The 25,920-nt window shown below is 69.3% G+C and carries 22 protein-coding genes; 7 read left to right on the top strand and 15 right to left on the bottom strand.

Annotation, left to right across the window (positions count from 1 at the left end; genetic code table 11):
• Window positions 1-17 precede the first annotated feature (17 nt).
• The gene (locus EV672_RS10595; RefSeq protein WP_133608998.1) at window positions 18-2,015 is read right to left on the bottom strand and encodes a reprolysin-like metallopeptidase; all 1,998 of its coding nucleotides are present in this window, start codon (window positions 2,013-2,015) and stop codon (window positions 18-20) included.
• Window positions 2,016-2,197: 182 nt separating this feature from the next.
• On the opposite strand from EV672_RS10595, the gene EV672_RS10590 reads away from it, so the two are divergent.
• The 4 genes from EV672_RS10590 (at window position 2,198) to EV672_RS10575 (ending at window position 7,086) form a co-directional block, all read left to right on the top strand.
• Complete coding sequence (locus EV672_RS10590; RefSeq protein WP_133608996.1) at window positions 2,198-2,890, top strand: ABC transporter ATP-binding protein; 693 nt, start codon at window positions 2,198-2,200, stop codon at window positions 2,888-2,890.
• Window positions 2,883-5,465, top strand: a complete 2,583-nt coding sequence (locus tag EV672_RS10585; protein ID WP_133608994.1) for an FtsX-like permease family protein — start codon at window positions 2,883-2,885, stop codon at window positions 5,463-5,465. The genes EV672_RS10590 and EV672_RS10585 overlap by 8 nt, the downstream gene beginning before the upstream one ends.
• Window positions 5,465-6,613 (top strand): lipocalin-like domain-containing protein, encoded by a 1,149-nt coding sequence (locus EV672_RS10580; protein ID WP_133608992.1) that lies wholly within the window; start codon window positions 5,465-5,467, stop codon window positions 6,611-6,613. The genes EV672_RS10585 and EV672_RS10580 overlap by 1 nt, the downstream gene beginning before the upstream one ends.
• Window positions 6,614-6,801: 188 nt before the next feature.
• Window positions 6,802-7,086: a hypothetical protein gene (locus EV672_RS10575; RefSeq protein ID WP_133608989.1), complete on the top strand. Its 285-nt coding sequence runs from the start codon at window positions 6,802-6,804 to the stop codon at window positions 7,084-7,086.
• Between the two features lie 33 nt (window positions 7,087-7,119).
• On the opposite strand, the gene EV672_RS19045 is transcribed toward EV672_RS10575, so the two are convergent.
• The 3 genes from EV672_RS19045 to EV672_RS10560 all read right to left on the bottom strand — a co-directional run bounded on the left by EV672_RS19045 (window position 7,120) and on the right by EV672_RS10560 (window position 10,293).
• The gene (locus tag EV672_RS19045; protein ID WP_243738624.1) at window positions 7,120-8,271 is read right to left on the bottom strand and encodes a hypothetical protein; all 1,152 of its coding nucleotides are present in this window, start codon (window positions 8,269-8,271) and stop codon (window positions 7,120-7,122) included.
• A gap of 176 nt (window positions 8,272-8,447) precedes the next feature.
• Window positions 8,448-9,431 carry an acrylyl-CoA reductase (NADPH) gene (gene acuI, locus EV672_RS10565; RefSeq protein ID WP_133608987.1) on the bottom strand — a complete coding sequence of 328 codons (984 nt, stop codon included), beginning with the start codon at window positions 9,429-9,431 and terminating at the stop codon, window positions 8,448-8,450.
• A 112-nt stretch (window positions 9,432-9,543) separates the two neighbouring features.
• The gene (locus EV672_RS10560) at window positions 9,544-10,293 is read right to left on the bottom strand and encodes a TorF family putative porin (RefSeq protein WP_166643536.1); all 750 of its coding nucleotides are present in this window, start codon (window positions 10,291-10,293) and stop codon (window positions 9,544-9,546) included.
• Between the two features lie 307 nt (window positions 10,294-10,600).
• Between EV672_RS10560 and EV672_RS10555 the strand changes: the two genes are divergently transcribed.
• Window positions 10,601-11,386 carry a DUF4197 domain-containing protein gene (locus tag EV672_RS10555; RefSeq protein ID WP_133608983.1) on the top strand — a complete coding sequence of 262 codons (786 nt, stop codon included), beginning with the start codon at window positions 10,601-10,603 and terminating at the stop codon, window positions 11,384-11,386.
• Window positions 11,387-11,411: 25 nt separating this feature from the next.
• On the opposite strand, the gene EV672_RS10550 is transcribed toward EV672_RS10555, so the two are convergent.
• The 11 genes from EV672_RS10550 to EV672_RS10505 form a co-directional block, all read right to left on the bottom strand.
• Window positions 11,412-12,773 carry an MFS transporter gene (locus EV672_RS10550; RefSeq protein ID WP_133608981.1) on the bottom strand — a complete coding sequence of 454 codons (1,362 nt, stop codon included), beginning with the start codon at window positions 12,771-12,773 and terminating at the stop codon, window positions 11,412-11,414.
• Window positions 12,774-12,808: 35 nt separating this feature from the next.
• The gene (locus EV672_RS10545) at window positions 12,809-13,132 is read right to left on the bottom strand and encodes a hypothetical protein (RefSeq protein WP_133608979.1); all 324 of its coding nucleotides are present in this window, start codon (window positions 13,130-13,132) and stop codon (window positions 12,809-12,811) included.
• Window positions 13,133-13,227: 95 nt separating this feature from the next.
• Window positions 13,228-13,542: a nucleotide pyrophosphohydrolase gene (locus EV672_RS10540; protein WP_133608977.1), complete on the bottom strand. Its 315-nt coding sequence runs from the start codon at window positions 13,540-13,542 to the stop codon at window positions 13,228-13,230.
• Window positions 13,543-13,597: 55 nt separating this feature from the next.
• Window positions 13,598-14,620 carry an inorganic phosphate transporter gene (locus tag EV672_RS10535; protein ID WP_133608975.1) on the bottom strand — a complete coding sequence of 341 codons (1,023 nt, stop codon included), beginning with the start codon at window positions 14,618-14,620 and terminating at the stop codon, window positions 13,598-13,600.
• A gap of 19 nt (window positions 14,621-14,639) precedes the next feature.
• Window positions 14,640-15,287, bottom strand: a complete 648-nt coding sequence (locus EV672_RS10530; protein ID WP_133608973.1) for a DUF47 domain-containing protein — start codon at window positions 15,285-15,287, stop codon at window positions 14,640-14,642.
• Window positions 15,288-15,431: 144 nt separating this feature from the next.
• The gene (locus tag EV672_RS10525; RefSeq protein ID WP_133608971.1) at window positions 15,432-17,903 is read right to left on the bottom strand and encodes an efflux RND transporter permease subunit; all 2,472 of its coding nucleotides are present in this window, start codon (window positions 17,901-17,903) and stop codon (window positions 15,432-15,434) included.
• The gene (locus EV672_RS10520) at window positions 17,900-19,048 is read right to left on the bottom strand and encodes a WD40/YVTN/BNR-like repeat-containing protein (RefSeq protein WP_133608969.1); all 1,149 of its coding nucleotides are present in this window, start codon (window positions 19,046-19,048) and stop codon (window positions 17,900-17,902) included. Before EV672_RS10520 ends, EV672_RS10525 begins: the two co-directional genes overlap by 4 nt.
• An 87-nt stretch (window positions 19,049-19,135) precedes the next feature.
• Window positions 19,136-20,497, bottom strand: a complete 1,362-nt coding sequence (locus EV672_RS10515) for a DUF1329 domain-containing protein (protein ID WP_243738623.1) — start codon at window positions 20,495-20,497, stop codon at window positions 19,136-19,138.
• A 31-nt stretch (window positions 20,498-20,528) separates the two neighbouring features.
• On the bottom strand, window positions 20,529-21,014 hold the full coding sequence (locus tag EV672_RS19255; RefSeq protein ID WP_208110755.1) for a DUF1302 family protein: 486 nt from the start codon (window positions 21,012-21,014) through the stop codon (window positions 20,529-20,531).
• The gene (locus tag EV672_RS10510; RefSeq protein WP_208110754.1) at window positions 20,996-22,186 is read right to left on the bottom strand and encodes a DUF1302 domain-containing protein; all 1,191 of its coding nucleotides are present in this window, start codon (window positions 22,184-22,186) and stop codon (window positions 20,996-20,998) included. Before EV672_RS10510 ends, EV672_RS19255 begins: the two co-directional genes overlap by 19 nt.
• Window positions 22,187-22,499: 313 nt before the next feature.
• Entirely contained in the window at window positions 22,500-22,850 is a 351-nt protein-coding gene (locus tag EV672_RS10505) for a 2Fe-2S iron-sulfur cluster-binding protein (protein WP_133608967.1), read from the bottom strand.
• A 233-nt stretch (window positions 22,851-23,083) separates the two neighbouring features.
• Here EV672_RS10505 and EV672_RS10500 point away from each other — a divergent pair, with 233 nt between their 5' ends.
• Together EV672_RS10500 and EV672_RS10495 are read left to right on the top strand one after the other, a co-directional pair.
• A complete protein-coding gene (locus EV672_RS10500) occupies window positions 23,084-24,775 on the top strand; it encodes a sigma-54-dependent Fis family transcriptional regulator (protein ID WP_133608965.1) in 1,692 nt (563 codons plus the stop codon).
• 148 nt (window positions 24,776-24,923) lie between these two features.
• The gene (locus EV672_RS10495; RefSeq protein ID WP_133608963.1) at window positions 24,924-25,916 is read left to right on the top strand and encodes an aromatic/alkene monooxygenase hydroxylase subunit beta; all 993 of its coding nucleotides are present in this window, start codon (window positions 24,924-24,926) and stop codon (window positions 25,914-25,916) included.
• Window positions 25,917-25,920: the final 4 nt, after the last annotated feature.

Here is a 25,920-nt window from a genome sequence, read left to right as displayed (position 1 = left end):
GCCGCGTCAACGCCGCATCAGCGCACGTAGAAACGGCCGACCACTGGCAAGGCGCTGGTGGCGCTGGCCGAGGGGTTGTTCACCGAGAAGGTCGCCAGCCCCGGCGTGACCGAACGCCCCGGCACTTGGGCGCGCAAGGTCACGGTGTGCACGCCCGCTGGCACGCTGCAGCTGTAGTAACCCGTGCGGCCGGTGCGGCAACGCACGCGCGCGTCGGTGGCCCGCAAGCTGGCCGCACCTGTGAAAGGTGCACCATCGGCCTGCAGCAACCAGCCCGTCACGCTCAAGCCGGTTTCGAGCGCGGCCGGCGCGGCACCCGCCTGGCCCAGCGCGGCCGCGATCGATTTGGTCTGCAGCATGGTCGCCACCACGTTTTCGGTGCTGGAGCCACAGCGCTGCCCATCAGAGGTGCACGACAGTTGCGGCGACGAGAACATCGCCACGCGCGGCTGGATGTAGGACATCACCGTGCCGAACACCCCCGCCACGCCCTTGCCGAAGCTGTAGCTGAACACGCCCTTGAAGGGTGCGTTGTCCTTGTCATGGACGGCGCCCAGCAGGTGGCCCAGCTCGTGCGCCAGCGACAGGGATTCGCAGTACTGTGTGTTCCATTGCCCATCGTTCAGCGCAGCAAAGGCCAACAGCGGCACCTGCTGGCGGTAAGCCGTCAGCCCCCCGGCGAACGCCGCCGGCACATAGGCGATGCCGCAGGTGTTGGTGGCCACGGTCACCTCGTTGAGCGGCGCAAAGAACACGGTCATGGCCGCGCCCTGCTGGGCTTTCTGGCTGGCCGTTCCCTGGAAGCCGCCGTTGTCCAGGCGCAAGCGGTCCAGCTGGACCTGCGGGGTGTCGTCAGGCACCTGGACCTGGCGCCAACCCACCACGCGCAAGCTCACACCGGTGCCGCTGCTGCCATGCGCCGTGTTGGCAAGTTCCATCAGGTTGGCGATGCGGGTGCGCGCCGCCAGCTCAGAGCCCCACAGGGCCGAGAAACTGGCGCTGTAGGTGACCAGCACGTTCAGGGTGGTGTCCACCGTGTTGGGTGGCAGGGGCACGGGTTGGGTGGGCGGGAGGCTGCTGCCGCCGCCCGAGGGCATGCTGGCGCCCGAACCCGTGCGCCGCAAGATGGCCTGGGTGACGAGCGGCACAGGCTCCGCGGCCTGGTCTGCCTGATCGGCCTGGTTCGCCTGATCGGTGCCAGCCACATCCGCGGGCGCGGCCATCTGGTCTTCGCCCGTCGGGGCGACCACACCGGCGGCACGCGGGTCGAGGATGTGGGTGCGGCCGGCGCGGGTGAGGATCTGGTAGTCGCCACGCGGCGTGATCAGGCTGCCGAACACCGCCTCGGGGCTGACGGTCAGCAGCACCGGGTAGGCCACGCCGTCCATGCGGCTGACGCCGGCGATCTGCTGGAAGCCATGTTCGTCCACCCGGCTGTGGGTGAGGATGGCGACCTCGGTGACGCCACCCGGCAAGGGCAGGGCCACCTCGCTGCCCGGCTGGGCCTGGGCGAGGGCGGCCAGGTTGCTGCGCAACTCGACCTCGCCGCGGCCCAGCGGGGCGCCCAGCGCATAAGCCTGACCGGCCACGGCCAGCACCGCCGCGTCGGCACGGGCCAGCGGCTGCTGGTCGCGCTGCGCGAAGGCGATCTGGCGACCGGCAAAACGCACGGCGCCGACGAAGCCGGTGGCAGTTTGCTTGAGGAACACGCGGTCGCGCGGGTTCTGCCCAAGGCGGCCATGCCAGTAAACGCGCTGGTCGAGGCCGCGGGTGATGGTTTCGAAGGTGACGGTGTGGCGGCCGATCTCGGGGAAGTCGATGGCGATTTGCTCACCGGCCTTCATGGACAGCAGGCGGCGCGCGTCCAGCTTCAGCGCGGTCTGCACGCGCAGTTCACCGGGCGACGTGGATGCCACGGAGCTCGCCGCGCCTGCCGTCTGCGCCTGGGCGGCCGGCACAGCCAGGAGCGAGGCGACAACGGCGGTCGCGAGGACAGATCGGGCGTGGGTGTCCATGAGGCTCTCCTGAAATGGGCGCGTCTGCGCGCGCTGATTTTTTTGAATGCACCGAGGTTAATGGATGCAGTGCACAACGTGAGGATATTCCAGGATCCGGAATTACCCTGAACCTGGATCAAGGTGAGGACAGGTGTGGCGCCGCAGCCCTGCGACACGGCGCGCGGGCTATGCTTGCCGCCATGCTGCATGTCCGACAACTGGCCAAGGTTCACCACACGGCGCCATCCATGGGCAGCGAGAAGGTCCCGGTGTTTGCCCAGGTGGACCTGGACGTGGCACCGGGCGAGTTCGTCGCCATCGTCGGGGAATCTGGCGTCGGCAAATCGACCTTGCTGAACTGTCTCGCCGGGCTGGACACGCCCTCGGCGGGCAGCGTGCAGGTGCTGGGCACCGACCTGGGCGCGCTGCCAGAAGGCCCGCAAGCGCACTTCAGGCGGCGCCACCTGGGCTTCGTCTTCCAGGCCTTCCACGTGCTGCCGCACCTCAGCGTGGCGCAGAACGTGGCCCTGCCTTTGATGCTGCTGGGCGTGCCGCGGGCGCAGCAGCTGCAGCGCGTGGCCGAGGAGCTGGCCGCCGTGGGCCTGGGCGATCTGGGCGAGCGCCTGCCGCAGCAGCTCTCGGGCGGACAGCTGCAGCGCGTGGCCCTGGCGCGCGCCCTGGTGCACCGCCCGGCCCTGATCCTGGCCGACGAGCCCACGGGCAACCTCGACCCCGACACCGCCGAGCGCGTCATGCAGCTGCTGGCCGCGCAGACGCGCCAGCACGGCGCGGCCTGCGTGATGGTGACGCACTCACGGGCCGCAGCGGCCCACGCCGACCGGGTGCTGCGCCTGACGGCCACGGGCATGCGCCCGGAGCCCGCGCATGGTTGAACCTCGGGCTGCAGGCCAGGCCGATGCCCACACCATCTGGACCCTGCTGCGCTGGGTGAGCTGGGCCGAGTGGCGCCACCACGCGCTGCGCCAGGCCACGGCGGTGCTGGCGGTGCTGCTGGGCGTGGCCCTGGCGTTCTCGGTGCACCTCATCAACGCCTCGGCCTTGAGCGAGTTCGGCGCGGCGGTGCGCAGCGTCAATGGCGAGGCGGACCTGCGCCTGCAAGCAGCCCATGGCGCGCTGGACGAATCCCTCTACCCGCAGGTGGCGCGGCACCCGCAGGTCGCGCGGGTCAGCCCCGTGATCGCGCTGCAAACCCAGGCGCGCGACCGCCAGGGCCGGCCGCAAGCGCTCAAGCTCATCGGGCAAGACAGCCTGGTGGCCGCGCCACTGGCCCCCGCCCTGCTGCCGCAGCTGGCCACCGAGGTCGAGGGCATCGACGCGATGGCGGTGTTCTCGCCGTCCTCGGTGCTGCTCAATGCGGCGGCGCGGCGCCTGCTGGGCGTGGCGCCGGGCGAGCTCCTCACCGTGCTCGCGCCGACGCCATCGGGCATCACGGAAACCAGCCTGCGCGTGGTGGGTGGCGTCAGCGCTGGCGGCGAGCCCCTGGCCGTGATGGACCTGGCCGGTGCGCAGGACCACTTCGGCCTGCTGGGCAAGCTGACGCGGCTGGACGTCCAGCTCGTGGCCGGCGCCTCGGCGCAAGACGTGGTGCGCAGCCTGCAGCTGCCCGCAGGCGTGGTGGCCGAGGAGCCCGACGAGGCCTCGCAGCGGCTCTCCAACATGTCCCGCGCCTACCGGGTCAACCTCACGGTGCTGGCCCTGGTGGCGCTGTTCACCGGGGCCTTCCTGGTGTTCTCCATCCTGTCGCTGTCGGTGGCCAAGCGCCTGCCGCAGCTGGCGCTGCTGGGCGTGCTGGGCCTGAGCGCGCGCGAACGCCTGCGCCTGGTGCTGGCCGAATCGGCCGTGGTCGGGCTGCTGGGTGCGGTGCTGGGGCTGGCCCTGGGCACCGCGCTGGCAGCCCTGGCGCTGCGCCTGCTGGCGGGTGACCTGGGCGGGGGCTACTTCCCCGGCATCACGCCACGGCTGCAGTGGTCGCCAGTCGCGGCACTGGTTTATGGCGCCCTGGGCGTGGCCGCGGCGGTGGCTGGCGGCTGGTTGCCGGCGCGCGCGGCGCAGGGCATCGCGCCCGCGCAGGCGCTCAAGGGCCTGGGCGATGTCGGCGCGGGCCGCAGCGTGACTTGGTTGGGGCCGATGCTGCTGGTGCTGGGCGCTGCCTTGGCGTTGCTGCCCCCGGTGGACGGCGTGCCGCTGTGGGCCTACATCTCGGTGGCCTGCATCCTGATGGGCGGCATCGCCTGTGTGCCGGCGGTGGTGCAGGCCCTGCTGGGGCGCTGGCCGGCGCCGCAACAGGCCACCTGGCTGCTGGCGCTGGAGCGCGCCCGGCGCATGCGCCACACGGCCACCATCGCCATGGCCGGGGTGGTGGCCAGCCTGAGTTTGTCGGTCGCGCTCACGGTGATGGTGGCCAGCTTCCGCGAATCGGTGACAACCTGGCTGGACGTCGTTCTGCCCGCCGACCTCTACGCACGTGCCGCCACAACGGGCGGCGGCGACACCCTGCACCTGCCGCGCGCCTTGCTGGGCCAGATCGCGCAACTGCCCGGTGTGGCCCGCGTGGCCGGCGTGCGCGTGGGCAAGCTGACGCTGGACGCACAACAGGCGCCGCTGGCCCTCATCGCCCGGGAACTGGGCGACCCGGCCCGCAGCCTGCCGCTGGTGGGTGAGCTGCTGCCGCCGCGCGCAGGCGCCGTCGGCATCTTCGTGAGCGAGGCGGTGGTGGACCTCTACGACGGCCGCCCCGGCCAGACCCTGATGCTGCCCCTGCGCGCCGGCCAGCCGCCGGTGGCGGCGTTCGTGCGCGGCGTCTGGCGCGACTACGCCCGCCAGCAAGGCGCCATCGTCATCGACGAGGCCGACTACCAGCGCCTCACCGGCGACACCGACGTCAACGACCTGGCGATGTGGCTGACCCCCGGCGCCCGCGTGGACGCCGTGCAGACCGCCGTGCGCGGGCTCGCCTCGCGGCAAGGCCTGGACGGCGCGCTGCTGGAGTTCGCCGAGCCCGGCCAGATCCGCCAGACCACGCTGCGCATCTTCGACCGCAGCTTCGCCGTCACCTACTGGCTGCAGGCGGTGGCCATCGGCATCGGGCTGTTCGGCACGGCGGCGAGCTTTTCGGCCCAGGTGCTGGCGCGGCGCAAGGAGTTCGGCCTGCTCAGCCACCTGGGCTTCACGCGCCGCCAGGTGCTGGCCATCGTGGCCGGCGAGGGCGCGGCCTTCACCTCGGTGGGTGCGCTGCTCGGGTTGGCGCTGGGCGTGGCCGTCAGCGTGGTGCTGGTGGTGGTGGTCAACCCACAAAGCTTCCACTGGACCATGGACCTGCTGCTGCCCTGGGCCCGCCTGGCCGCGCTGTGCGCCAGCGTGATGCTGGCCGGCACGCTCACGGCCTGGGCCGCGGCGCGCGCGGCGGTGGGGCGGGATGCGGTGCTGGCCGTCAAGGAGGATTGGTGATGGCACCCACACGGCGCGCCGCCCTGCAAACCCTGGCCGCGGGCCTGACCTGGCACGCCCACGGCGCCCACGCGCTCAGCCCCATGCGCGCCCTGCCCCCCGTGCTGCACCCCGGCGAGCCGCTGCGCTTCCCGCAGGATTTCGGCGCGCACCCGGCCTTCCGCACCGAGTGGTGGTACCTCACCGGCAGCCTGTGGCCGCAAAATGGCAGCGCACGGGATGCCGCCACATCGGGCGCCCACCGCCCTGCCCCGCTGGGCTTCCAGATCACCTTCTTCCGCTCGCGGGTCGATGCCGCCGCGGACAGCCGCAGCGCCTTCGCCGCGCGCCAGCTGGTGTTCGCCCACGCCGCGCTCACCGACGTGGCCGCCGCCCGCCTGGTGCACGACCAGCGCATCGGCCGCACCGGCTTCGGCCTGGTCGAGGCCCGCGAGGGCGACACCCACGTCGTGCTGCGCGACTGGACCCTGCAGCGCAGCGGCCCCGCCGAGCGCAGCACCTACGCCAGCCGCGTCACCGCGCGCGACTTCACGCTCGACCTGCGCTTCACACAGACGCAAGCCCTGCTGCTGCAGGGCGACGCTGGCTTCTCGCAAAAAGGCCCGCGCATCGAGCAGGCCAGCCGTTACTACTCCCACCCGCAACTGCAGGTGAGCGGCCAGCTCACGCGCGCCGGCCGCACCCAGGCCGTCAGCGGCCGCGCCTGGATGGACCACGAATGGAGCGAGTCCCTGCTCGATGCCGACGCCGTGGGCTGGGACTGGATCGGCATGAACCTCGACGACGGCGGCGCCCTCACCGCCTTCCGCCTGCGCCGCGCCGATGGCAGCACCCTGTGGGCCGGCGGCAGCCTGCGCGCACCCGGCCAGCCCGCCCGCAAGCTGTCGCCCGACGAGGTGCGCTTCACGCCCCTGCGCCACTGGACCAGCCCTGCCACCCGCGCCCGCTACCCGGTGGCCTGGCAGGTGGACGTGGCCGGCCAGCGCTTCACCGTCGAGGCCCGCACCGACGCCCAGGAGCTCGACAGCCGCGGCAGCACGGGCAGCGTCTATTGGGAAGGCCTCAGCACCCTGCGCGACGCCCGTGGCCAGCCGGTCGGCAGCGGTTATCTGGAGATGACCGGCTACAGCGGCGCCCTGCGGCTTTGACGCCGCTTTGAACACCCGCGACCCGCCACTGAAGCAGGATTGTGTCGGTTTGAGCTGGGTGTTGACCCGCGATCGGGCTATCCCCAGCTTGCCAAGGCCGGGCCCAGCCTCTACAACGAAGTGTGCGTTGTGTCACACATCCCGTGTGAGTGCGTGCCGTCGCACACCCTGCGATCCAAGGAGGTCCGATGAACCTGTCTTCGATGCCATCCAGCACCCCACCGACCGCGCCTGCGCCAGCGTCGGCCACTGCCCCGTCGGCCTGGTTGCGCTCGCGCTACTGGACCACGGCGTCTTTCGTGGCCACCGCCCTGGGCGGTGCACTGCTGCTGGGCAACGCCCACCACCTGCACGGTGGGTTGATGCTGCTGGCCGCGGGCGTGCTGCTGCGGCAAAGCCTGCTTGGCCGTCGCGCCCGCCGCCACGCGGCCATCGTCAACATGCGCCGCGCCTACGAGGGCACGGCCCACTGAGGTCAGGCCCTCACACACTGGCCTCTCACCGGGTCAACCCACGACCAGGCCGTCCATGCGCACGACCTCGAACTGGCTGCCCGTGACCTGACGCAACTCGGACGAGAGCCGGTCGTTGTTCCAGCGATCGTCCGGCGCACCGCTGACGAACCAGTTGCTGCCGTTGTCGGCCAGGATGAGGCCGTAGGTTTTCATGGCCTGCAGCAGCGCCTTGGTTTCGGTGCTGAACGAGGCCGGGATCTGGTACGAAGCCTTCAGGCGCACCCGCATGCCCATGGGCGGCAGGTCGGCGCTGGTGTTGCTGGACGCGAAGTGCGTGGCCGGTGGCACGTAGGCCCGGCGCGTGCGCGCCACCGTGAAACGCAAGGCGTGGCGGATGCCGCCCGCACCCAGCATGGCCTCGTCGTACCGCGCCAAGCCCGGGAAGATGGGCAGGCCGGCCGCATCGGCGCTGGTCCAGCCGGGCTGGCCGCCCGGGCGCACGGTGTTGCTGTCGAGGTGGAAAAGCGCGCCACCGCTGGCGTCCCAGCCGCTGGCCTGCGGGTAGGCGTTGCCGATTTCGTAGAGGCGGTTGTTGTCACGGTCGATGACGAGCACATGGCGGTCGCCGCTGCTCTGGGCACCGCCCTCGATGGGCGCGCTCAGCGGGATGGGGAAGGGCCCCGGGTCGCTCTCATCGCCATAAGCGGTGTAGTTGATGGGCAGGCGCGCTTCGCTGCCCGACACCACCAGGTAGGGGATGCCGATGGGCGAGCCGTCGTAGAGGCCCGCGCCAAAGTCGGCGTGCAAGCCGGTGCCCGTGCCGATGCTGGCGATCAGCTTGGCCGAGTTCGGGTCCACCGGCAAGGCGCTGATGTCGGTGTTCCAGGCGTTGTCGGCCGGGAAGGGGATGGCGCCGTTCAGCGAGGCGCCCACACCCAACGACGCACCGCGCAGGTTGGCGTACACCGGCGTGCTGCCGAGGGGGGTCGAGCCTGTGGGGGTGGGGGTGGGGGTGGGCGTCGAGCCGCCGCCGGTGCCGGAGGGGTTGCGCAGCTTGTTGGCATCTTCGGGTGACGGGGCGGGCGAACCTCCGCCGCCACCGCCACAGGCGCTCAACAACAGGGCGGGCACCGCCGCGAGGGCCAGGCGGCGTTGACTTTGCCAGTGCGGCAAGGCGTGCTTCGGGTCAGGCTTGTGCGTCATGTCTCCATCCCTTTCGTGTGCACCCGATGCGCCATTTGGCGTCATCTGGTGTGAATGGTCTGGATTGTGCTGTGAACGGATGACATGCAGGCGGCACGGCATCAGGATGAGACGACGCTTACCAGATGTCACGCCAGGACCGTGCCGCGGTGCACGGTCCGTGGCCTGCGCCGCGCTCAGGCGGCGATCTGCACCACCACCCGGCCACGCACCTGCCCGTCCAGCAGCTGCTGGGCGACGGGGATGGCCTCGGCCAGCGAGATGGTGCGGGTGATCAGGCCCAGCTTGGCCAGGTCCAGGTCGGTGGCCAGCCGCTGCCAGGCTTGCAGGCGAAGGGCCTTGGGCGCCATCACGCTGTCCACGCCCGCCAGGGTGACGCCCCGCAGGATGAAGGGCATGACGGTGGCCGGCAAGTCAAAGCCTCCCGCCAGGCCACAGGCCGTCACGACGCCACCGTACTTCGTGCTGGCGCACACATTGGCCAGGGTGTGGCTGCCGACCGTGTCCACGGCACCGGCCCAGCGCTCCTTGGCCAGGGGCTTGCCGGGGTTGGCGAACTCGGCGCGGTCCAGCACGGTGGTGGCGCCCAGCTGTTTGAAGTAGTCGGCTTCCTGCGGGCGGCCGGTCACGGCGGCCACGGTGTAGCCCAGCTTGGCCAAGAGGGCCACGGCCACGCTGCCCACGCCACCGGCCGCGCCGGTCACGACGATCTCGCCATCGGACGGCTTCACGCCATGGCGCTCCAGGGCCAGCACGCACAGCATGGCGGTGTAGCCGGCCGTGCCGATGGCCATGGCCTGGGCCGGCGTGAAGGCCAGGGGCAAGGGCACCAGCCAGTCGCCGTTGAGGCGGGCTTTTTCGGCCAGACCGCCCCAGTGGGTTTCGCCCACCCCCCAGCCATTGAGCACCACCGCATCGCCCACCCGCCAGTCGGGGTGGCTGCTGGCCTCGACGGTGCCGGCCAGGTCGATGCCCGGCACCATCGGGAACTTGCGCACCACGGGCGACTTGCCGGTGATGGCCAGGCCGTCCTTGTAATTCAGCGTGGACGCCGCCACGCGCACGGTCACATTGCCTTCGGGCAAAGCGCTGTCGTCGATGTCTTTGAGCGCGGCGCGGTAACCGTGCTCGTCTTTGTCGATGAGGATGCCCTTGAACACGTGACGTCTCCAGCAATGGCCGCGGGGGCGGCGGAGAGCGCAGCATACTGCGCCTCGCACCGCCCCCGCTGGGCTGGCCTTCAAGCCCCAGGGTTCATCCTGGGGCTGGGCCTCAGAAAGCCTTGGACAGCGACAGCACCAGGGCGGTCTTGCCAGCTTCCTTGCCCGCGGCGGTGGTGAAGTAGCCCTTCTTGCTGGTGGCGACCAGCGAGGCACCGGCGACCCAGCCGCTCAAGTCCTTGGTGACGCCCACGCGGTAGTCGGAGACGTTGTCCGCGCTGTAACCGAAGTCCTTGGCGTTCTTGATGTACTGGTAGCCGTAATGGCCGTTGACGCCCCAACCATTGCCCAGGTCCTTGGCCACGCCCAGGTCCAGGTAGTAATTGCCCTTGGTGTTCGTCGAGGAGCCATCGCCCAGGCCGAAGAAGTTGGTCAGGCCGTAGCTGAACTTGGCGGTGAAGATGTCGTAGGCGGCACCCAGGTAGATCTCGGTCTGCTTGACGCCCTTGTTGCCGTCCTTCTTGGACGAGGGGTAGGCGTAGTGCAGCAGGCCGGCGTCCATGGTCACGGGGCCCAGGGCGTACTTGTAGCCGCCGTAGAAGTTCATCTCCAGGCTGGCGCCGCGGTACAGGCCGGACTCGACGTTGGAGTTCCAGTTGCCAGCGTAGAAGCCAGACGCGTGGACCACGTCAAACCCGCCCTGGAAAGCGGGCTTGTAGCCAGTTTGCGAGAAACCACGGAAACGGTAGTCGGAGTACAGGCCAGCGTTGCCGGTGATGGTCCAGTCAGACTTGGCTTGGGCCATGGCGACGGTCACGGTGCCCAGGGAGAGGGCGGCAGCCAGGAGCGCATTCTTGTTCATGTGCATGTCCATTTCAATGTGAATGGTTGGAGGAACGGGGCCCCAAATCAGAGCGATGTCTCTACCGCGAGGATCGTGCCAGCCCGAAGGCGGGCCATTTGGCGCGGCAAGCGGCAACAATGCACCAACTTGACGCACGGACTGCCACACCGCGCGCCGCCTTTGGCGCAGCGCCAAGCAAGAACGCCCTCTTTTGGGGCGCCACGGCCGCAGGCCGCGCCGAAGCTGCCACTCTGGGGCGACTGCGGTTAGATTGGGCAGGGTCACCGTCCCCGCTTTTTGCGCCAACCTCGCCCCGGAGAAGCCCATGTCTGTCACCCGTCACGCCCACCTTCCCGCACCGTCAGCCGCACCTGGCTCGCCGGCATGCACAGACGGCCCTGCGCGCCCCGCACGCCGCGCCTTCCACCGCCAGGCCGCCGCCTGGGCCGCCTTGCTCGTCACCGCCGCGCACCAGCAAGCCTGGGCGCTGTCGCTGTCCGACCTGTCGAACCAGGACGCCAGCAGCGGCATCAAGGTCGCCCTGGAAAAAGGGGTGCAGGCCGCGGTGGCGCTGCTGGGCCAGCAAGGTGGCTTCCTCGACAACCCGAAGGTCCGCATCCCCCTGCCGGGCTTCCTGGAGCAGGCCGCTGGCGTGCTGAAGATGACGGGCCAGGGCAAGCGCATCGACGAGCTGGTCACGGGCATGAACCGCGCGGCAGAGGCCGCCGTGCCCATGGGCAAGGACCTGCTGGTCAAGGCCGTGAAGTCGATGACGGTGCAGGACGCCAAGCAGATCCTCACCGGCGGCGACAACGCCGTCACCCAGTTCTTCGCCGACAAGACGCGCGCGCCGCTGGGGCAGTCTTTCCTGCCCGTGGTGACGAAAGCCGTGAGCCAGGTCGGGCTGGCCAGGACCTACGACCGCATCGCCGGCAAGGCCTCGGGCATGGGCCTGATCAAGAACGAAGACGCCAGCATCGAGCACTACGTGACGGGCAAGACGCTGGACGGGCTCTACACCGTCATCGGCGACGAGGAGCGCAAGATCCGCCAGGACCCGGTCGGCACGGGCAGCGCGCTGCTGCAGAAGGTGTTCGGCGCTTCGCAGTGAGCGCCCAGCCTGGCGGGTGGGGTGCTCAGTGCCAGGCCTCGCGCACGCGCACATTGAGCGGGTGCCCGTCCAGCCAGCGCACCAGGGCCACCACGCCCGCGCCTGACAGCAAGCCGCCGGCCACGAAGGCCGCGGTGTAGCCGAAGGCGTCGCCCACCATGCCGCCGGCGATGCCACCCAGCGTGGCCAGCGAAAAGCCGATGCTGCCCAGCAAGGTGTAGTCGGTGCCGGCGTGGGCGGGGTCGGCGGCGTCCATCATCAGCGAGAACAGCGCCACGGTGGCCACGGTGCCGATGACGCCTTCCGCCAGCGTCGCCACCCACAGCAGCGGCATGCCGCCCCAGCCCGTGGCCGCCAGGGCGTACAAGCCGAACACGCCCACCTGGGCCAGGCCACTGCCCAGGAGCGCCTGCCTGCGGCCCATGCGCAGCATCAGCCAGCCGCCCAGCGCGGCGCCCAGCAGGCTGGTGCCCGAGCCCACCGCGCCTTTCATCAGCGCCAGCGTGGGTTTGTCCACGCCATGGTCGAGCAGGAAGGGCGTGATGAGGGCCGAGGCCATCTGGTCGCCAAAGCGGAAACAGAAGATCAAACCGGCCAGGGGCAGGACGCCCGGGCGCAGCGCGCGGTGCAACCACAGCAGGGCCAGCGCCAGGCCGCGGGGTGGGGAGGCTGCATCGGCATCGGCCACGGTGGCAGGCGCTGCGCTCAGCAAGGCGGCCGGGGCGTGGGGGTGTGCGGTCTCGGTCGGATCGGTGGGGCCGGTGGGATCAGCCGATGGGTGTGAGGCGGGTGGCGGCTCGGCCATGCGCCACACGGGCAGGGTGAGCAGCGCCAGCAGGGCGGCCATGGCCAGGAAGGTGACGCTCCAGCTGGTGCGCGCGAGCAGCCACAGCAGGAGGCCACCGCCCAGCACCATGCCGAAGCGGTAGGCGCCCACCTGGATGCCGTTGGCCAGGCCGCGCTGCTGCGCGTTGAGCAGGCGCACGGCCAGGCCGTCGGTGGCCACGTCCTGCGTGGCGGCCAGCAGGTTGAAAGCGAACACCGCCACGAACAGGCCGATGCTGCCTTCGTGGAAGCCCATGGCAGCCATGGCCAGCGCCAGCGCGCACGAACCCAGCTGCATCGACAGCAACCAGGCGCGGCGCGTGCCGTGGTGGTCCACCACCGGCGCCCAGAGCATCTTCAGCACCCACGGGGCGGCGAGGAACTGCAGGAAACCCAGGGCGGTGAGCGACCAGCCCGCCTCGCGCATCAGCACGGGCAAGGCCAGCGTGAAAAAGCCGTACGGCAAGCCCTGGGCGGTGTAGAGCGCCGCCAGCAAGGGCAGGTGGGGCGTGCGCAACAGGGCGGTGCGTGGAACGGGGGAGGTGGGTGGGGTGAGGCTCACCCGCCGATGCTAGCGCGGGCCGGGGGCTTGGGCCCTCAGGGCTGCGGGCGGTCGGCGTCGGGCATGGGGTAGGAGTCGGCGGTGTAGGTCGGCCCCTTCATCAGGATGACGATGGCGCAGCCAATCGCAGCGGTGAGCACCAGCGTCCAGTGCAGCACCACGATGCCGATCATGATGAACTCCAGGCGCAGCGAGGCCGGGTCGCGGGCACCATCGGGTGCGTCGGGCGACAGCGCCCATGACGCGCCCAGCACCAGCAGGGGCAGGGCCGTGCCAACCGCCAGGATGCGCGGCAGGCGCCGCCACAGCGCCCACTCCAGGCCAGGGGCCGAGCGCACGGAGTGGGGGTGTTTGTTCAACCAAGCCATGCCGCGATGGTAGGCCCTCGCGGCGCCGACGGGGTGAGGCCGAACGACGTCAGCGGCAGGTCAAACCGGCAGGTCAAACCGGCGGGTCAAACCGGCGGGAATCGGCCCTCGTTGATGTCGATCTTGCGGTGCGCCGCGGCCACCAGGTCGATGCCCAGCTGGTTGCCCATCTGCACGAGGTAGAGCAGCACATCGGCCATCTCCAGGGCGACTGCGTCTTTCGCCTCGGCGGGCAAGGCACGGCTTTGCGCCTCGGTCAGCCACTGGAAGGGCTCCAGCAACTCGGCCGCCTCGACGATGAGCGCCGAGGCCAGGTTCTTGGGCGAGTGGAAAGGGCCCCAGTCGCGGGCATCGGCGAAGCGCTGCAGGCGCTGGGCCAGGTCGTCAAGGGAATCGCTCATGGCGCGCAGCTTGCCACGGAACGCCCGTGCCGCGATCGGCCGTGATCAGGCGCCCTCAGAACAACTGCGTGCTCAGCGCGTAAGCCAGCGCCGCCACCGCGGCCGCGGCCGGGATGGTGAAGATCCAGGCCCACACGATGTTGCCCGCCACGCCCCAACGCACCGCGCTGGCGCGCTGCACCGAGCCCACGCCGACGATGGCGCCGGTGATGGTGTGGGTGGTGGACACCGGCACCCCGATGGCCGTGGCGATGAACAGGGTCAGGGCGCCACCGGTCTCGGCACAGAAGCCACCGACGGGCTTGAGCTTGGTGATTTTCTGGCCCATGGTCTTGACGATGCGCCAGCCGCCGAACAGGGTGCCCAGGCCGATGGCCAGGTAGCAACTCACGATGGTCCAGGTGGGCGGGGCCTGATCGGCGCTGCTGGCATAGCCCGTGGCGATCAGCAGCATCCAGATGATGCCGATGGTCTTTTGCGCGTCGTTGCCGCCGTGGCCCAGGCTGTAGGCGCCGGCCGACACCAGCTGCGCGCGGCGGAGCCAGCGGTCCACCCGCGAGGGCGAGACGCGGCGGAACACCCAGGCCACCAGCACCATCATCAGCGAGCCCAGCAGGTAGCCCAGCATCGGCGAGAGGAAGATGAAGGTCACGGTGCGCACGATGCCGGTGGCGACCAGCGCGTCCGGGCCGGCTTTGGCCAGCACCGCGCCCACGATGCCACCGATCAGCGCATGCGAGGAACTGCTCGGGATGCCCCAGTACCAGGTGACGAGGTTCCAGGCGATGGCGCCCACCAAGGCGCCGAACACCACGTGCGCGTCGATCACACCCGCATCGGCAATGCCTTTGCCCACCGTGGCCGCCACGCTGAGGTGGAAGATGAAAATGGCCACCACGTTGAAGAAGGCCGCGAACAGCACCGCGTGGCTGGGCCGCAGCACGCCGGTGGAGACCACCGTCGCGATGGAGTTGGCCGCGTCATGGAAGCCGTTCATGAAGTCGAACAGCAAGGCCAGGATGACCAGGAGGACGATGACCCAGAGCCCCATCTGAGAGGCCACCTGCATGGATTGCATGGGAGGTGCTCCTGCCGGCTCAGGAGTTTTCGAGGATCACGCCCTCGATGAGCTTGGCCACGTCGTCGCACTTGTCGGTGACGGTTTCCAGCAGCTCGTAGATCGCCTTGAGCTTGATGACCTCGCGCACATCGGGCTCTTCGCGGAAGAGCTTGCTCATGGCCGCGCGCATGACGCGGTCGGCGTCCGACTCCAGCTGGTCGATTTCTTCGCAGGTCTTGAGGGCTGCCGCGGCCGTGTCGGCATCGCCGATTTCCTTGAGCAGGGCCACGGCGCTCTTGAGGCGCTCCGTGCTCTTCACGCACAGGTCGGCCAGGCGCACCACCTCGTCGGTGACGCGGCGCACGTCGTACAGGGCCATGGTTTCGGCCGCGTCCTGCATCAGGTCGGCGACATCGTCCATGGTGTTGATCAGGGTGTGGATCTGCTCGCGGTCGATGGGCGTGATGAAGGTCTTGTGCAGCAGGCGGTTGACCTCGCGCAGGATGGTGTCGGCCATGCCCTCGGCGGCGTCCACGTCGCGGTGGTATTTCTCGCGCAGCGCCGGGTCGTTGTAGTGCTGGACCAGGGCCGCGAAAGCGTGCGCCGAGGCCACGATGTGCTGGGCGTGCTGGTCGAAGAGCTCAAAAAAATTGCCCTCTCGGGGCAGCAGCTTTCCAAAAATCATGGCGGCGGTGGGCGTGCCACTTTCATGACAGCGCATGGTCCAAACGGACTATTCTAGGGCCGCCCGCCCACCGGCACCAGACCCCTGAGCCCGGGGACCCCCCGGGTCGCGCAGGCGAACCGGGGGCATCGGTGTGTCAAGCGCTCAGAGCGCAGGCTTGTCCAGCAGGCCATTGGTGCCGATGCCGGACGCACCGTGCGCATCGGCCTGCGCCCCCCCGTTCGCCGCAACCGGCACGCTGGCAGGCTTGAAGAGGAAGTGCGCCAGGGCCGGCAGCAAGATCAAGGCCCCCAGCATGTTCCAGACGAACATGAAGGCCAGCAAGATGCCCATGTCGGCCTGGAACTTGATGGGCGAGAAGGCCCAGGTGGCCACGGCCACGCCCAGGGTGATGCCAGTGAGCACCACCACCTTGCCGGTGAACAGCAGGGCCTTGTAGTAGGCCTGCGAGAGGCTCTCGCCCGCGCGCAGGCCGGCCAGCGTCACGGTCATCACGTAGAGCGCGTAATCCACGCCAATGCCCACACCCAGCGCGATGACGGGCAGCGTCGCCACCTTCACGCCGATGTTCAGCCCGACCATCAGCGCCTCGCACAGCACCGAGGTCAGCATCAGCGGCAGCACCGCGCAGACCACGGCCTTCCAGGAGCGGAAGGTGATGAAGGCCAGCACCACCACAGCCGCATAGACCCACATCAGCATCTCGGCATTGGCCTTGCGCACCACGATGTTGGTGGCGGCTTCGATGCCGGCATTGCCCGCGGCCGAGAGGAACTGCACCTCCTGCGTGTTGTGGGCCAGCGCGAACGCCTCGACCACCTTGACGACGCTGTCGAGCGTGTCGGCCTTGTGGTCCTTGAGATAGACGTAAACCGACAGCAGGTTGCATTGCTGGTTGAAAAGCTCGCGGGTGGCATACGAGATGACAGTGTTGAGCGAGTCCTGGCTGCGCGGGATGTCGTACCAGCGCAGGCTGCCCTCGTTGAGCCCCGAGCTGGCGCGCTTGCTCAGGCCGGCCAGGGAGTTGGTGCCTTCCACGCCGGGCAGCTGCTGCAGCTGGGTCTCCAGCTCATCGACCTTGAGCAGGTTGGGGTAGAGCGCGCACTGGAACTGCGGCGTCTTGACCATGACGACGTAGGTGTCGCTGCTGGCCGCGTAGTTCTTGACGATGTAGGCGTTGTCGCGGTTGTAGCGCGAGTCGGGGCGCAGCTCGGGCGCGCCAGGGTCGGTGTCGCCCACCGTCAGGCGCAGGCTGATGGCGAAGCCCACGACCGCCAGCAGGGCCGAGGCCAGCAAGGCGCGCTGGGCCCATCGGCGCTGCGTGAACAGGTCGAGGAAGGCCCAGAAGGGGTGCTTGGTCTGCGACTCGGCTTCGGCCGTTTCCTCTTTCAGGCTGCGACGCGCCGCCACCGGGCTCACCCCCGCGTAGGACAGCAAGATCGGCAGCAGCACGAGGTTGGTGAAGACCAGCACGGCCACGCCCAGGCTGGCGGTCAGGGCCAGGTCCTGGATGACGCGGATGTCGATCACCATCAGCACGGCAAAGCCCACCGCGTCGGCGATCAGCGCCGTCAGGCCGGCCAGGAAGAGGCGGCGGAAGGTGTAGCGCGCGGCGACCAGCTTGTGCGTGCCCCGGCCGATGTCCTGCATGATGCCGTTCATCTTCTGCGCGCCATGGCTCATGCCGATGGCGAACACGAGGAAGGGCACGAGCACGGAGTAGGGGTCGAGCTCGAAGCCCAGCAGCGGCAGCAGGCCCAGCAACCAGACCACGGCCACCACCGAGCACAGCATCACCAGCAGGGTGCTGCGCACACAGCGCGTGTACCAGAACAGCACGCCGGCGCACACGAGGATGGCCAGGGCGAAGAAGAAGAGCACCTGGCGCAGGCCTTCGATCAGGTCGCCGATGACCTTGGCGAAGCCGTTGATGTGCAGCGCGGTGGCGTCGTTGTCGTACTTGGCGCGCAGCTGCTCCAGGCGGGCGGAGAGGTCGGCGTAATCGATGGGCTGGCCCGTCTCGGCGTTCTTGTCCTGCAAGGGGATGAGGATGACGCTGGACTTGTAATCGGCGGACACGAGGCTGCCGATCTCGCCGGAGCGCTCGACGTTCAGGCGCAGCTGGTCGAGGCTGTCGGGCTGGCCGTCGAAACCATCGGGGATGACGGGGCCGCCGTCCAGGCCTTCTTCGGTGACGCCGGTCCAGCGCACCGCGGGCGTCCACAGCGACTTCAGGTAAGGCCGATCGGCCTCGGGGAAGAGGAAGACGTCGTCGGTGAGCTTGCGCAGCGTCTCCATGTAGGCCGCGTCGAAGATGGTGCCCTTCTTCGCTTCCACCGCGATGCGGATGGTGTTGCCCAGGCCGCCCAGCTGGCTCCTGTTGTCCAGGTAGTTGACGATGTAGGGGTGCTGCGTGGGCAGCATCTTCTCGAAGGCCGCGTTGAGCTTCAGGCCCTTGGCCGTGTAGCCCAGCACCAGCGTGACAAGCAGGCACAGCGCCACGATGACGAGGCGGTTGTTGAACAGCAGGCGCTCGGCGACGGTGCCGGAGCGCTGGTCAAAATCCTCCACGCGGGCGATGACCGGCGTGGCTTCGGTGGCGGAGATGGGGGTCATGGTTTGGCGGCTCCCGGAGCGGTGCCGGCCACAGTGGCGGCAGGGACGTGCATGGCACCGCGCGCACTCGACAGCACCAGGCTGCCATCGCGGGTTTGCACGACGTCGGTGAACGAGGCGGTCTGCTTGAGCGAGACGGTGGTGAAGCTCTGGCCGCTGTCGCGGCTCACGAGCAGCTTGCCGGCCTCATCGACCAGGACCATGCGGCCGTCGGCCAGCAAGGTGCCGCCGGTGAGGGTGACGGGGGCGGGTGTGGTGACCTTCTCCCAGGTGCCGCTGCCGGCCGCGCTGCGCCAGACGTTGCCGCGCAGGCCATAGGCCAGCAGGTCGCCCTGGCGGGATGCGATCACGCCGAAGAAGGTGCCGGCGTAGGGCGTTTGCACGGTTTTGAAAGGCTGGTCCAGGCCATCGGCATGGAAGAGGGTGCCTTGCTCGCCGGCCAGGTAGAGCGCCTTGCCCAGCACCAGCAGGTGGTTGAGGTGGCGGCCACTGGGGTTGGGCACGTCGGCGCGGCGCGAGCGCCAGGTCTTGCCGCCGTCGCGGGTGGCGAAGATGGCGCCGTAGGCCCCGACGACCAGGCCGTTCTGGCGGTCGAAGAAGCGCACGTCGAGGAAGGGCTTGTCGGCGCCCTGGTCCAGCAGGCGCTGGGCCTGCTTGCGGTGTTCGTCGCTGGCCTGGGGGTCGGCCTGCACCGCGGCCATCTCCAGCTTGGCGGCTTGCAGGCCATCGAGCTGGCGCGCCCAGGTCTGGCCGCCGTCGTGGCTGGCCAGCACGACCTGGCCGTGGCCCACGGCCCAGCCGTGCTCGGCGTCCACGAAGCTGACGCGGCTGAGGGTGACGCTGACGGGCGCGCTGGCCTGGCGCCAGGTCTGGCCCTGGTCGTCGGACAGCACGATGGTGCCGCGTTCGCCGACCGCCACGATGCGGTCACCGGCGCGCGCCACCGACAGCAAAACGCCCGCCTGGGCGCGGCTGCTGAGGGCGGCCGATTTCTGCAGCGGGTCGAAGGGACTGGCGGCGGCCGCAGGGGCCGGCGTGGCGGCCTGGACAGCCACAGGCGCGGTGACCGGGGCGGCTGTGGCGGCCAGGGCCACCCACGCGCCAGCCAGCCAGCGGCGGGGGGAGGGGGCACAGGAGGGATGCATGGCGGTGGGCAGGCAAGAAAGGGGTGGGCGGCGTGCGCGTCGGGCTGGGCACGGGGCCCAGCCCGGGTCAAGTCAGGTCAGGCGAGGTCAGCGCGCGGCGTCGGCGGCCACGGCATCACCCGTGAAGAAGCTTTCCGACTTGCGCGGCACGACGCGGTAGGCCTCGCCGTTGAGCGCCTGCACCGTGCTCATCGTGCCGGCCTGCAGGTTGAACACCGAGACCGTCTTGATGACCACCGCGGGGATGGCCGGCACCACGAAGGGGTAGGCCTGGGTGGTGCGCCACAGCTTGCCTTCGGCGTCGTAGCCGTCCATCAGGGTCAGGGCCCAGCTGTCTTCGTCGAGGTAGAAGCGGCGCTTGGGCACGGCGTGGCGCTTGCCCGGGGCGACCGTGGCTTCGACCACCCACACGCGGTGCAGCTCCCAGCGGGTCTTGTCCGCGTTCATGTGGTGCTTGGTGAAGGCGTCGTCCAGCTTGGCGGTGACCAGGCCGTTGTTGTTGTACGGGACGTACATCTCCTGCTTGCCGACCAGCTTCCAGTTGTAGCGGTCGATCGCGCCCAGGAAGCCTTGCACTTCGTCGAAGTAGTTGGCGCCGGAGGCCACGAAGTCGGGCGTGTCGTAGGCCACAGTGGGCGCGCGGCGCACGCGGCGCTGGCCCACGAGGTACTGCCACGCCTGGCGCGAGTTCTTGATGTCGATGCTGTCGCGGAAGACCAGCGACTCACCGGCCTTGAACGGCGGCTCGGTGGCGTTGAAGCGCTGCATCAGGTACTCGCCGCTCCAGCTCTCGGGCGAACCGTCCTTGTAGTAGTAGGGGTGCTGGAAGTTGATGTCGTTGCGCGTGGCCAGGGCACGGGCACCGTCCGAGCTGGTCACCATGTTGCGGAAGCCGTAGGACAGCGACTCGGCCTCGACGCGCAGCTGCATGTTCCAGGCGGCCTCGGCACCATCTTTGGGGATGGGGAAGGGGATGCCGCCAAAGCAGCCTTCCACCGACCAACCCGTGTCCTTGGTTTTGCAGCGCGTGGCGTTCTTGAAGGTGTTGTCATAGACATAGGCCGGGGCCGAGGCCGTGCGGCGCGTCTGGTAAACATCGACGCGGAAGGTGTCGGGGTACTTCTTCAGCAGGGCCAGCGTGCCTTCGCTGAGCTTGTCGGCGTGCTGGGCGGCGTTCTTGGCGGTGATCTGCAGCACCACCTTGTCATTGGGGAAGGGGTTGGCCGGCACGTCGCCGACCTTGGCGCCGGTGGCTTGCGTCAGGCCGCCGTCCCAGGCGGGGATGGTGCCGTCCTTGTTGGCGGCCTTGTCGGCGCCCAGGGGCGTCAGGCTGCTCTTGAGCTTGGCGGCTTCGTCGGCGGTCACGGCGGCGTGTGCGGCACCCATGGCCATCGCGGCCATCAGGGTGCTGGCGACGAGGGTGTTCACCATGTGCTTGTGTTGGGTCATCAAAGTCTCCTTGTGCGTCGGGGCGGTGTCGTCAGAAGCTGCGCTGGAGGGTCAGCGAGATGAAGTCGCGGTCCTTGTAGTACTGCTTGTAGCTGGCGTAGGTCCCGGTGGGGCCCGCAGCTGGCAGGCTGGGCGCAGGGCCGGCAGAGCCGAAGTAGTGGGTGAACTGCAGGCCCGCTTTCCAGGTCTTCTGGTAGTCGAAGTTGAAGCCGATGCTCATGTCGCCACCGCGCTCGGGTGCGATCTGGAAAACAGCCGAGCGGCCATACAAGCCCAGGCCGATGCCGATGGGCACTTGCAGGTCCAGCTGGGGCAAGACCTGGAAGTACTCGGGCTGGAAGACCAGGCGACCGGCCAGGTGGCCCTTGGAGTGCGTGGTGTTGAGCGCATCGGGGATGGGCGCGCCCATGCCCGTCGGTGCACGCGTCACCTGCAAGAGGCGGTTGTAGGCCAGCTCACCGACGACGCTGGCGGCGTCCCACAGCGGCGAGGCCGCCATCACGGAGATGGCCGACACGTGATGTGCAGGGTGTTGCCCAGCGCGTAGGGCGTGTTGCCCTGGTTGTTCGCGGTGGGGTTGAGCGTGAGCACCAGGTCGCCCAGCGGGGCCAACGGGGTGTCGCGGCGCGTCGAGATTTCGGCCGCCACGTTGGTCTCACCGATCACGGTGGACAGGCTGGCGCCGAAGGTCTTGACCTTGCGCTGGTAGTACAGCGCATAAGTGCCCGTGGTCAGGTCCACGACCGGCACCGGCAGCTTCTCGTCGAACTGCGCGGCATAAAGGCCGTAGTCCACATCGCCCACCTTGAAGCGGACCTGCATGCCGTACTGGCCGCCCTTGGAGCCCTTGCGGTCGGCGGTGCGGGGTGCTGCGCCGCTGGGCAGCAGCAGCAGGTTGGCGCCATCGCCCACGAAGTCGGCGGGGCTGAAGTAGCTGCCCGTGGCCGGCAGGCGGATGGGGCGCCATTCGAGCTGGTAGTACGCGCCCACCGAAAGCTTGGAGTTGACTTGCAGGTTGCTCGACACCTGGTTGACCGGCAGCGCGATTTCCTTGAACTGCGCCGTGGGCTGAGAGAAGGCCTTGATGAGGTCCACCGGGGCCTGGGCGTAGGCGATGCCGTTGGCGCCCAGGAAGAGGGTCTCGCCGTAGAGCTGGGTGTGACGGCCGGCACGCACGCTGAGCTTGCTGTCGCCGAGCTCGGTCGAGCCATAGACGAAGGCGTCGGAGAACTCGCTTTTCTGGCCCATCAGGCGGCGGGTCTGCGGCGTGAAGACGTTGTTGGGGCCACCGTTGGCTGCGCTCAGCGTATTGGGTGCGCCACCAGCGGGGTAGTCGTTGCTGTTTTGGCGATAGACCGAGTCGTACCAGGCGGCGCCGGACACGCGCAGGCCGACGTTCTTGTACGCGGCATCGAGCTCGCTGAGGACGTCGATGCGGTTGTTGATGAGGCCCCGCTTGAAGGCCAGGTCGCCGGCATCGACGTTGGGCTGTTCGGCCGAGGCCGCCACGGACTGGCTCGGGTCTTTCAGGCGAAAGCCTGCGCCGTACTTGAACGTGTTGTCCCATCGCACCTTGAGCTCGGGCACGCCAGTGTCGATGGCGGCGGCCCACACGGGCGTCAGCATCGAGGCCATGACGGCCAGAGCAGACGCAGACAGTCGCGGCATGCGCGCACGGTTCAGGTTCATCTCGGTCTCCTACACGCGGTGTTGTGGTGTCAGCGGCAGGGCTTCGCTGAAGCAGCCTGCGTGGGAAGAGACCTTATCGAAGCGACCTGCGGCAATCCAATACCGATGCAGACACGCGCTGATACTCCGAAAGTATGTGGATTGGCGCCACGTCAAGGGATTTCACGGACTGCCGCACCACCCGCTTGTGTGGCAGTTCGGGCCCGACATCGGATCCCACATCGGGCCACAAAAAAGCGCCGGCGCTTGCGCGACCGACGCTTTCAAAGGTGCCGCACCGCAGGCCCACCCAGGGCCCGGGATGCCGATGGCTTCAGGGCTTGCGGAAGATGGCTTTCTGCATCTTGCCCACCACGCGCAGCTGGACGTCGCTCTCGGGGTAGATGCAGCAGGCCAGCACCTCGCGGCGCGCCTCATCGGCCTCGCTGACATGGCAGCGGCTCATGGGCCGCGTGCGGAACTCGCCGGTCAGCACCTGCACCTTGCAGACGCCGCAACCGCCACCGCGACAGCCCACGGGGATGCCCTTGCGGCCCGAACGCGACAAGGCGTTGAGCGCGGTCTCGGCCGAGGCGCAGGCAAAGGATTCGCCGGTCTCGGCGATGACCACCTGGTGTCGGCCAGCGGGTGAGGCGGCCGGGTCGGTTGGCACGTTCGTGCTCATGGTGTGTCTCCGTCGGTGGGGCACGCGGGGTGCCTTGCTGTGCGCCAGTGTCTCGATCGCGGCGGCGCTGTCCAATACCTCGGCGGTGCGTCGGCCATACCTTGGCGAGCATGAGGGTTCGACGCCATGGTGCGGCTCAGGCAGGCCCTTTACCCTGTGCTTTGTAGCCCTTGCGAAGCCCCTTGCCATCACGGGTTGACCCTGATCCTGGCGAACACCACGGCACCCTCTGCATGCACGACCCCAGCCGCCGCTTCGACCTGACGCCCCACCTGCGCTTCAACATCGAGTCGGGCGACATCTGGCTCAACGAACAGCGCATGGTGCTCATGCACAGCGACGCCATGGGCATGCTGCGCCGCGAGCTCATCCACAGCGTCGGGCTGGAACGCGCCCAAGGCATCTTGTTGCGCATGGGCTTTGCCGCCGGCCAGCGCGACGCCGAGCTGGCCAAGTCCCTCGTCAAGGACGGCCCGCTGGAAGACGCCTTCCTGCTGGGCCCTCGCCTGCACACCCTGCAAGGCCTGGTGCAGGCCGAGACCGTCCGCTGCACCCTGGACCTGGCCAGCGGCGACTTCGACGCCGAGGTGCACTTCCACAAGTCCTGGGAAGTCCAGGCCCACCTGCGCGACCAGGGCAGCAGCCACGCGCCCGTGTGCTGGCACGAGGTGGGCTATGCCTCGGGCTACACCACGGCCTTCATGCAGCGCTTCATCGTCTTCAAGGAATGCGCCTGCGCGGCCACCGGCGATGCCCACTGCAGCATCGTCGGCAAGCCCGCCGAAGACTGGCAGGACCCGGCCTACCTGCGCCACTTCGAGCCCGAGCAGGTGACCGATGATTTGCGCCGCCTGCAATCCGAGGTGCAGCAGCTGCATGCCGCCCTGTCGCAGCAACGTGCCGCCAGCCCCATCATCGGGGCCTCGGCGCCCATCCGCCAGGCCGTGGGCCTGCTGGAGAAGGCCGCCACCCACCGCATCACCGTGCTGCTGCAGGGCGAGACCGGCGTGGGCAAGGAGGTGTTCGCACAATGGCTGCACCGCCACAGCCCGCGCGCCGAGCAGGCCTTCGTGGCCGTCAACTGCGCGGCCATGCCGCACGAGCTGGTCGAGTCCGAGCTGTTCGGCGTGGAGCGCGGCGCCTACACGGGCGCCCAGCAATCGCGCGCCGGGCGCTTCGAGCGTGCACACGGCGGCACGCTCTTCCTTGACGAGATCGGGGACCTGTCCCTGTCGGCGCAGGCCAAGCTGCTGCGCGTGCTGCAGACGGGCACCGTCGAGCGCCTGGGCGCCGAGACCGCGCGGCAGGTCGATGTGCGCCTGGTGACCGCCACCCACGTGGACCTGGAGCAGGCCGTGCAGGCCGGCCGCTTCCGCGCCGACCTCTACTACCGCCTGAGCGCCTTCCCCATCCACATCCCGCCGCTGCGCGAGCGCCGCAGCGACATCCCCCTGTTCGTGCAATGCTTCATCGACAAGCACTGCGCGGCCAACCAGAAGCGCGTGCGCGGTGTCAGCGACCGCGCCCTGCAGGCCCTGCAGGCGCACGCCTGGCCGGGCAATGTGCGCGAGCTGGAGAACATGGTGGAGCGTGGCGTGCTGCTGGCCCCGCCGGGCGGGGACATCGAGGTCGAGCACCTCTTCGCCAAGCCCTGGCGGCCCTCGCCAGACGAAGCCGTCATCGGCGCGCGTGGCACGCTGGACGCGCCGCCGCCCGAGGGCCCCGACGAGGCCCTGCTGGCAAGCCTGCTGGGCGAGGGCCTGGACCTGTCGGCGCTGGAGGACCGCCTCGTCGCGATGGCCCTGCAGCGCTCGCAAGGCCACCTCGCCCAGGCCGCCCGCATGCTGGGCCTGACACGGCGCCAGCTGAGCTACCGGCTCAAGCAACCCGCGGACATTCCTGTCACCGCGCCCTCCCAGCCCTGAACACTTTTTGTCGGGGCAAGCCCTTGGTTGGCGGCCTTGAACACGCCATTTCAGGCCGTTTCGGGCCGATCCCGGCCCATCTGGCCCTGGCCCGTCGATTGCGTATCTCCGGTGTTCTGTGAGCGACACACGACCCCGGAGACACCCCATGCAAATCGACCTCAAGACCCTCGCCATCGAGCCCTTGCGGCCCGCCTACGACCACCTCGTCAGGCGCTTCGGCCACAAGCCCGCCACGCGCTACCAGGAAGCCAGTTACGACCTGCAGGCCGAAGAGCAGCTGCACTACCGGCCCACCTGGGACCCGGCGCACGCGCTGTACGACAAGTCCCTGAGCAAGATCGTCATGCAGGACTGGCAGGCCCTGAAAGACCCACGCCAGTACTACTACAGCACCTACACCCTGGCGCGCGCCAAGCAGCAGGACACGGCCGAGGCCAACTTTCAGTTCGTCACCAACTACGGCCTGTTCGCGGCCATGCCCGAGGCCCTGCGCCAGACGGCCCAACAACTGCTCGTGCCACTGCGCCACGCCGCCTGGGGCAGCAACCTGAACAACACCTTCATCTGCGGCTACGGCTACGGCGCGCCCTTCACGCAACCGTGCATCTACCAGGCCATGGACCAGCTCGGCATCGCGCAGTACCTCTCGCGCCTGGGCCTGCTGCTGGGCGACACCGAGGCGCTGGACCAAGCCAAGCAGGACTGGATGACGGGCGAGGCCTGGCAGGCCCTGCGCCGCTACACCGAGGACTGCATGGTCGTGCGCGACCCGGTGGAGGTCTTCGTGGCACAGAACGTGGCCATGGACGGCCTGCTCTACCCGCTGGTTTACGAGCGCGTGGTCGATGACGCCTGGTCGCTGCAAGGCGGCTCCTCGCTGGCCCTGCTGACCCAGTTCATGAGCGAGTGGCACGCCGAAACCCGCACCTGGGTGGACGCCGTGCTCAAGACCATGGCCGCCGAGTCCGACGCCAACCGCCAGCAACTTGACGCCTGGCTGCAGCACTGGGGCACGCGCGCCGCCGCCGCCCTGCTGCCGGTGCTGTCCATCGCCTTGCCAGACAGCGCCGACGCGGCCGTGGCCGAATACCGCGCCGCCTTCCAGGCCCGCATGGCCAAGCCCGGCCTGAACGCCTGAAGGA

This window comes from Aquabacterium commune (assembly GCF_004362855.1).
Classification (GTDB): Bacteria; Pseudomonadota; Gammaproteobacteria; order Burkholderiales; family Burkholderiaceae_C; genus Aquabacterium; species Aquabacterium commune.
The sequence above is the reverse complement of the archived record's forward strand: the minus strand, read 5'-3'. Positions and strand labels throughout refer to the sequence as shown.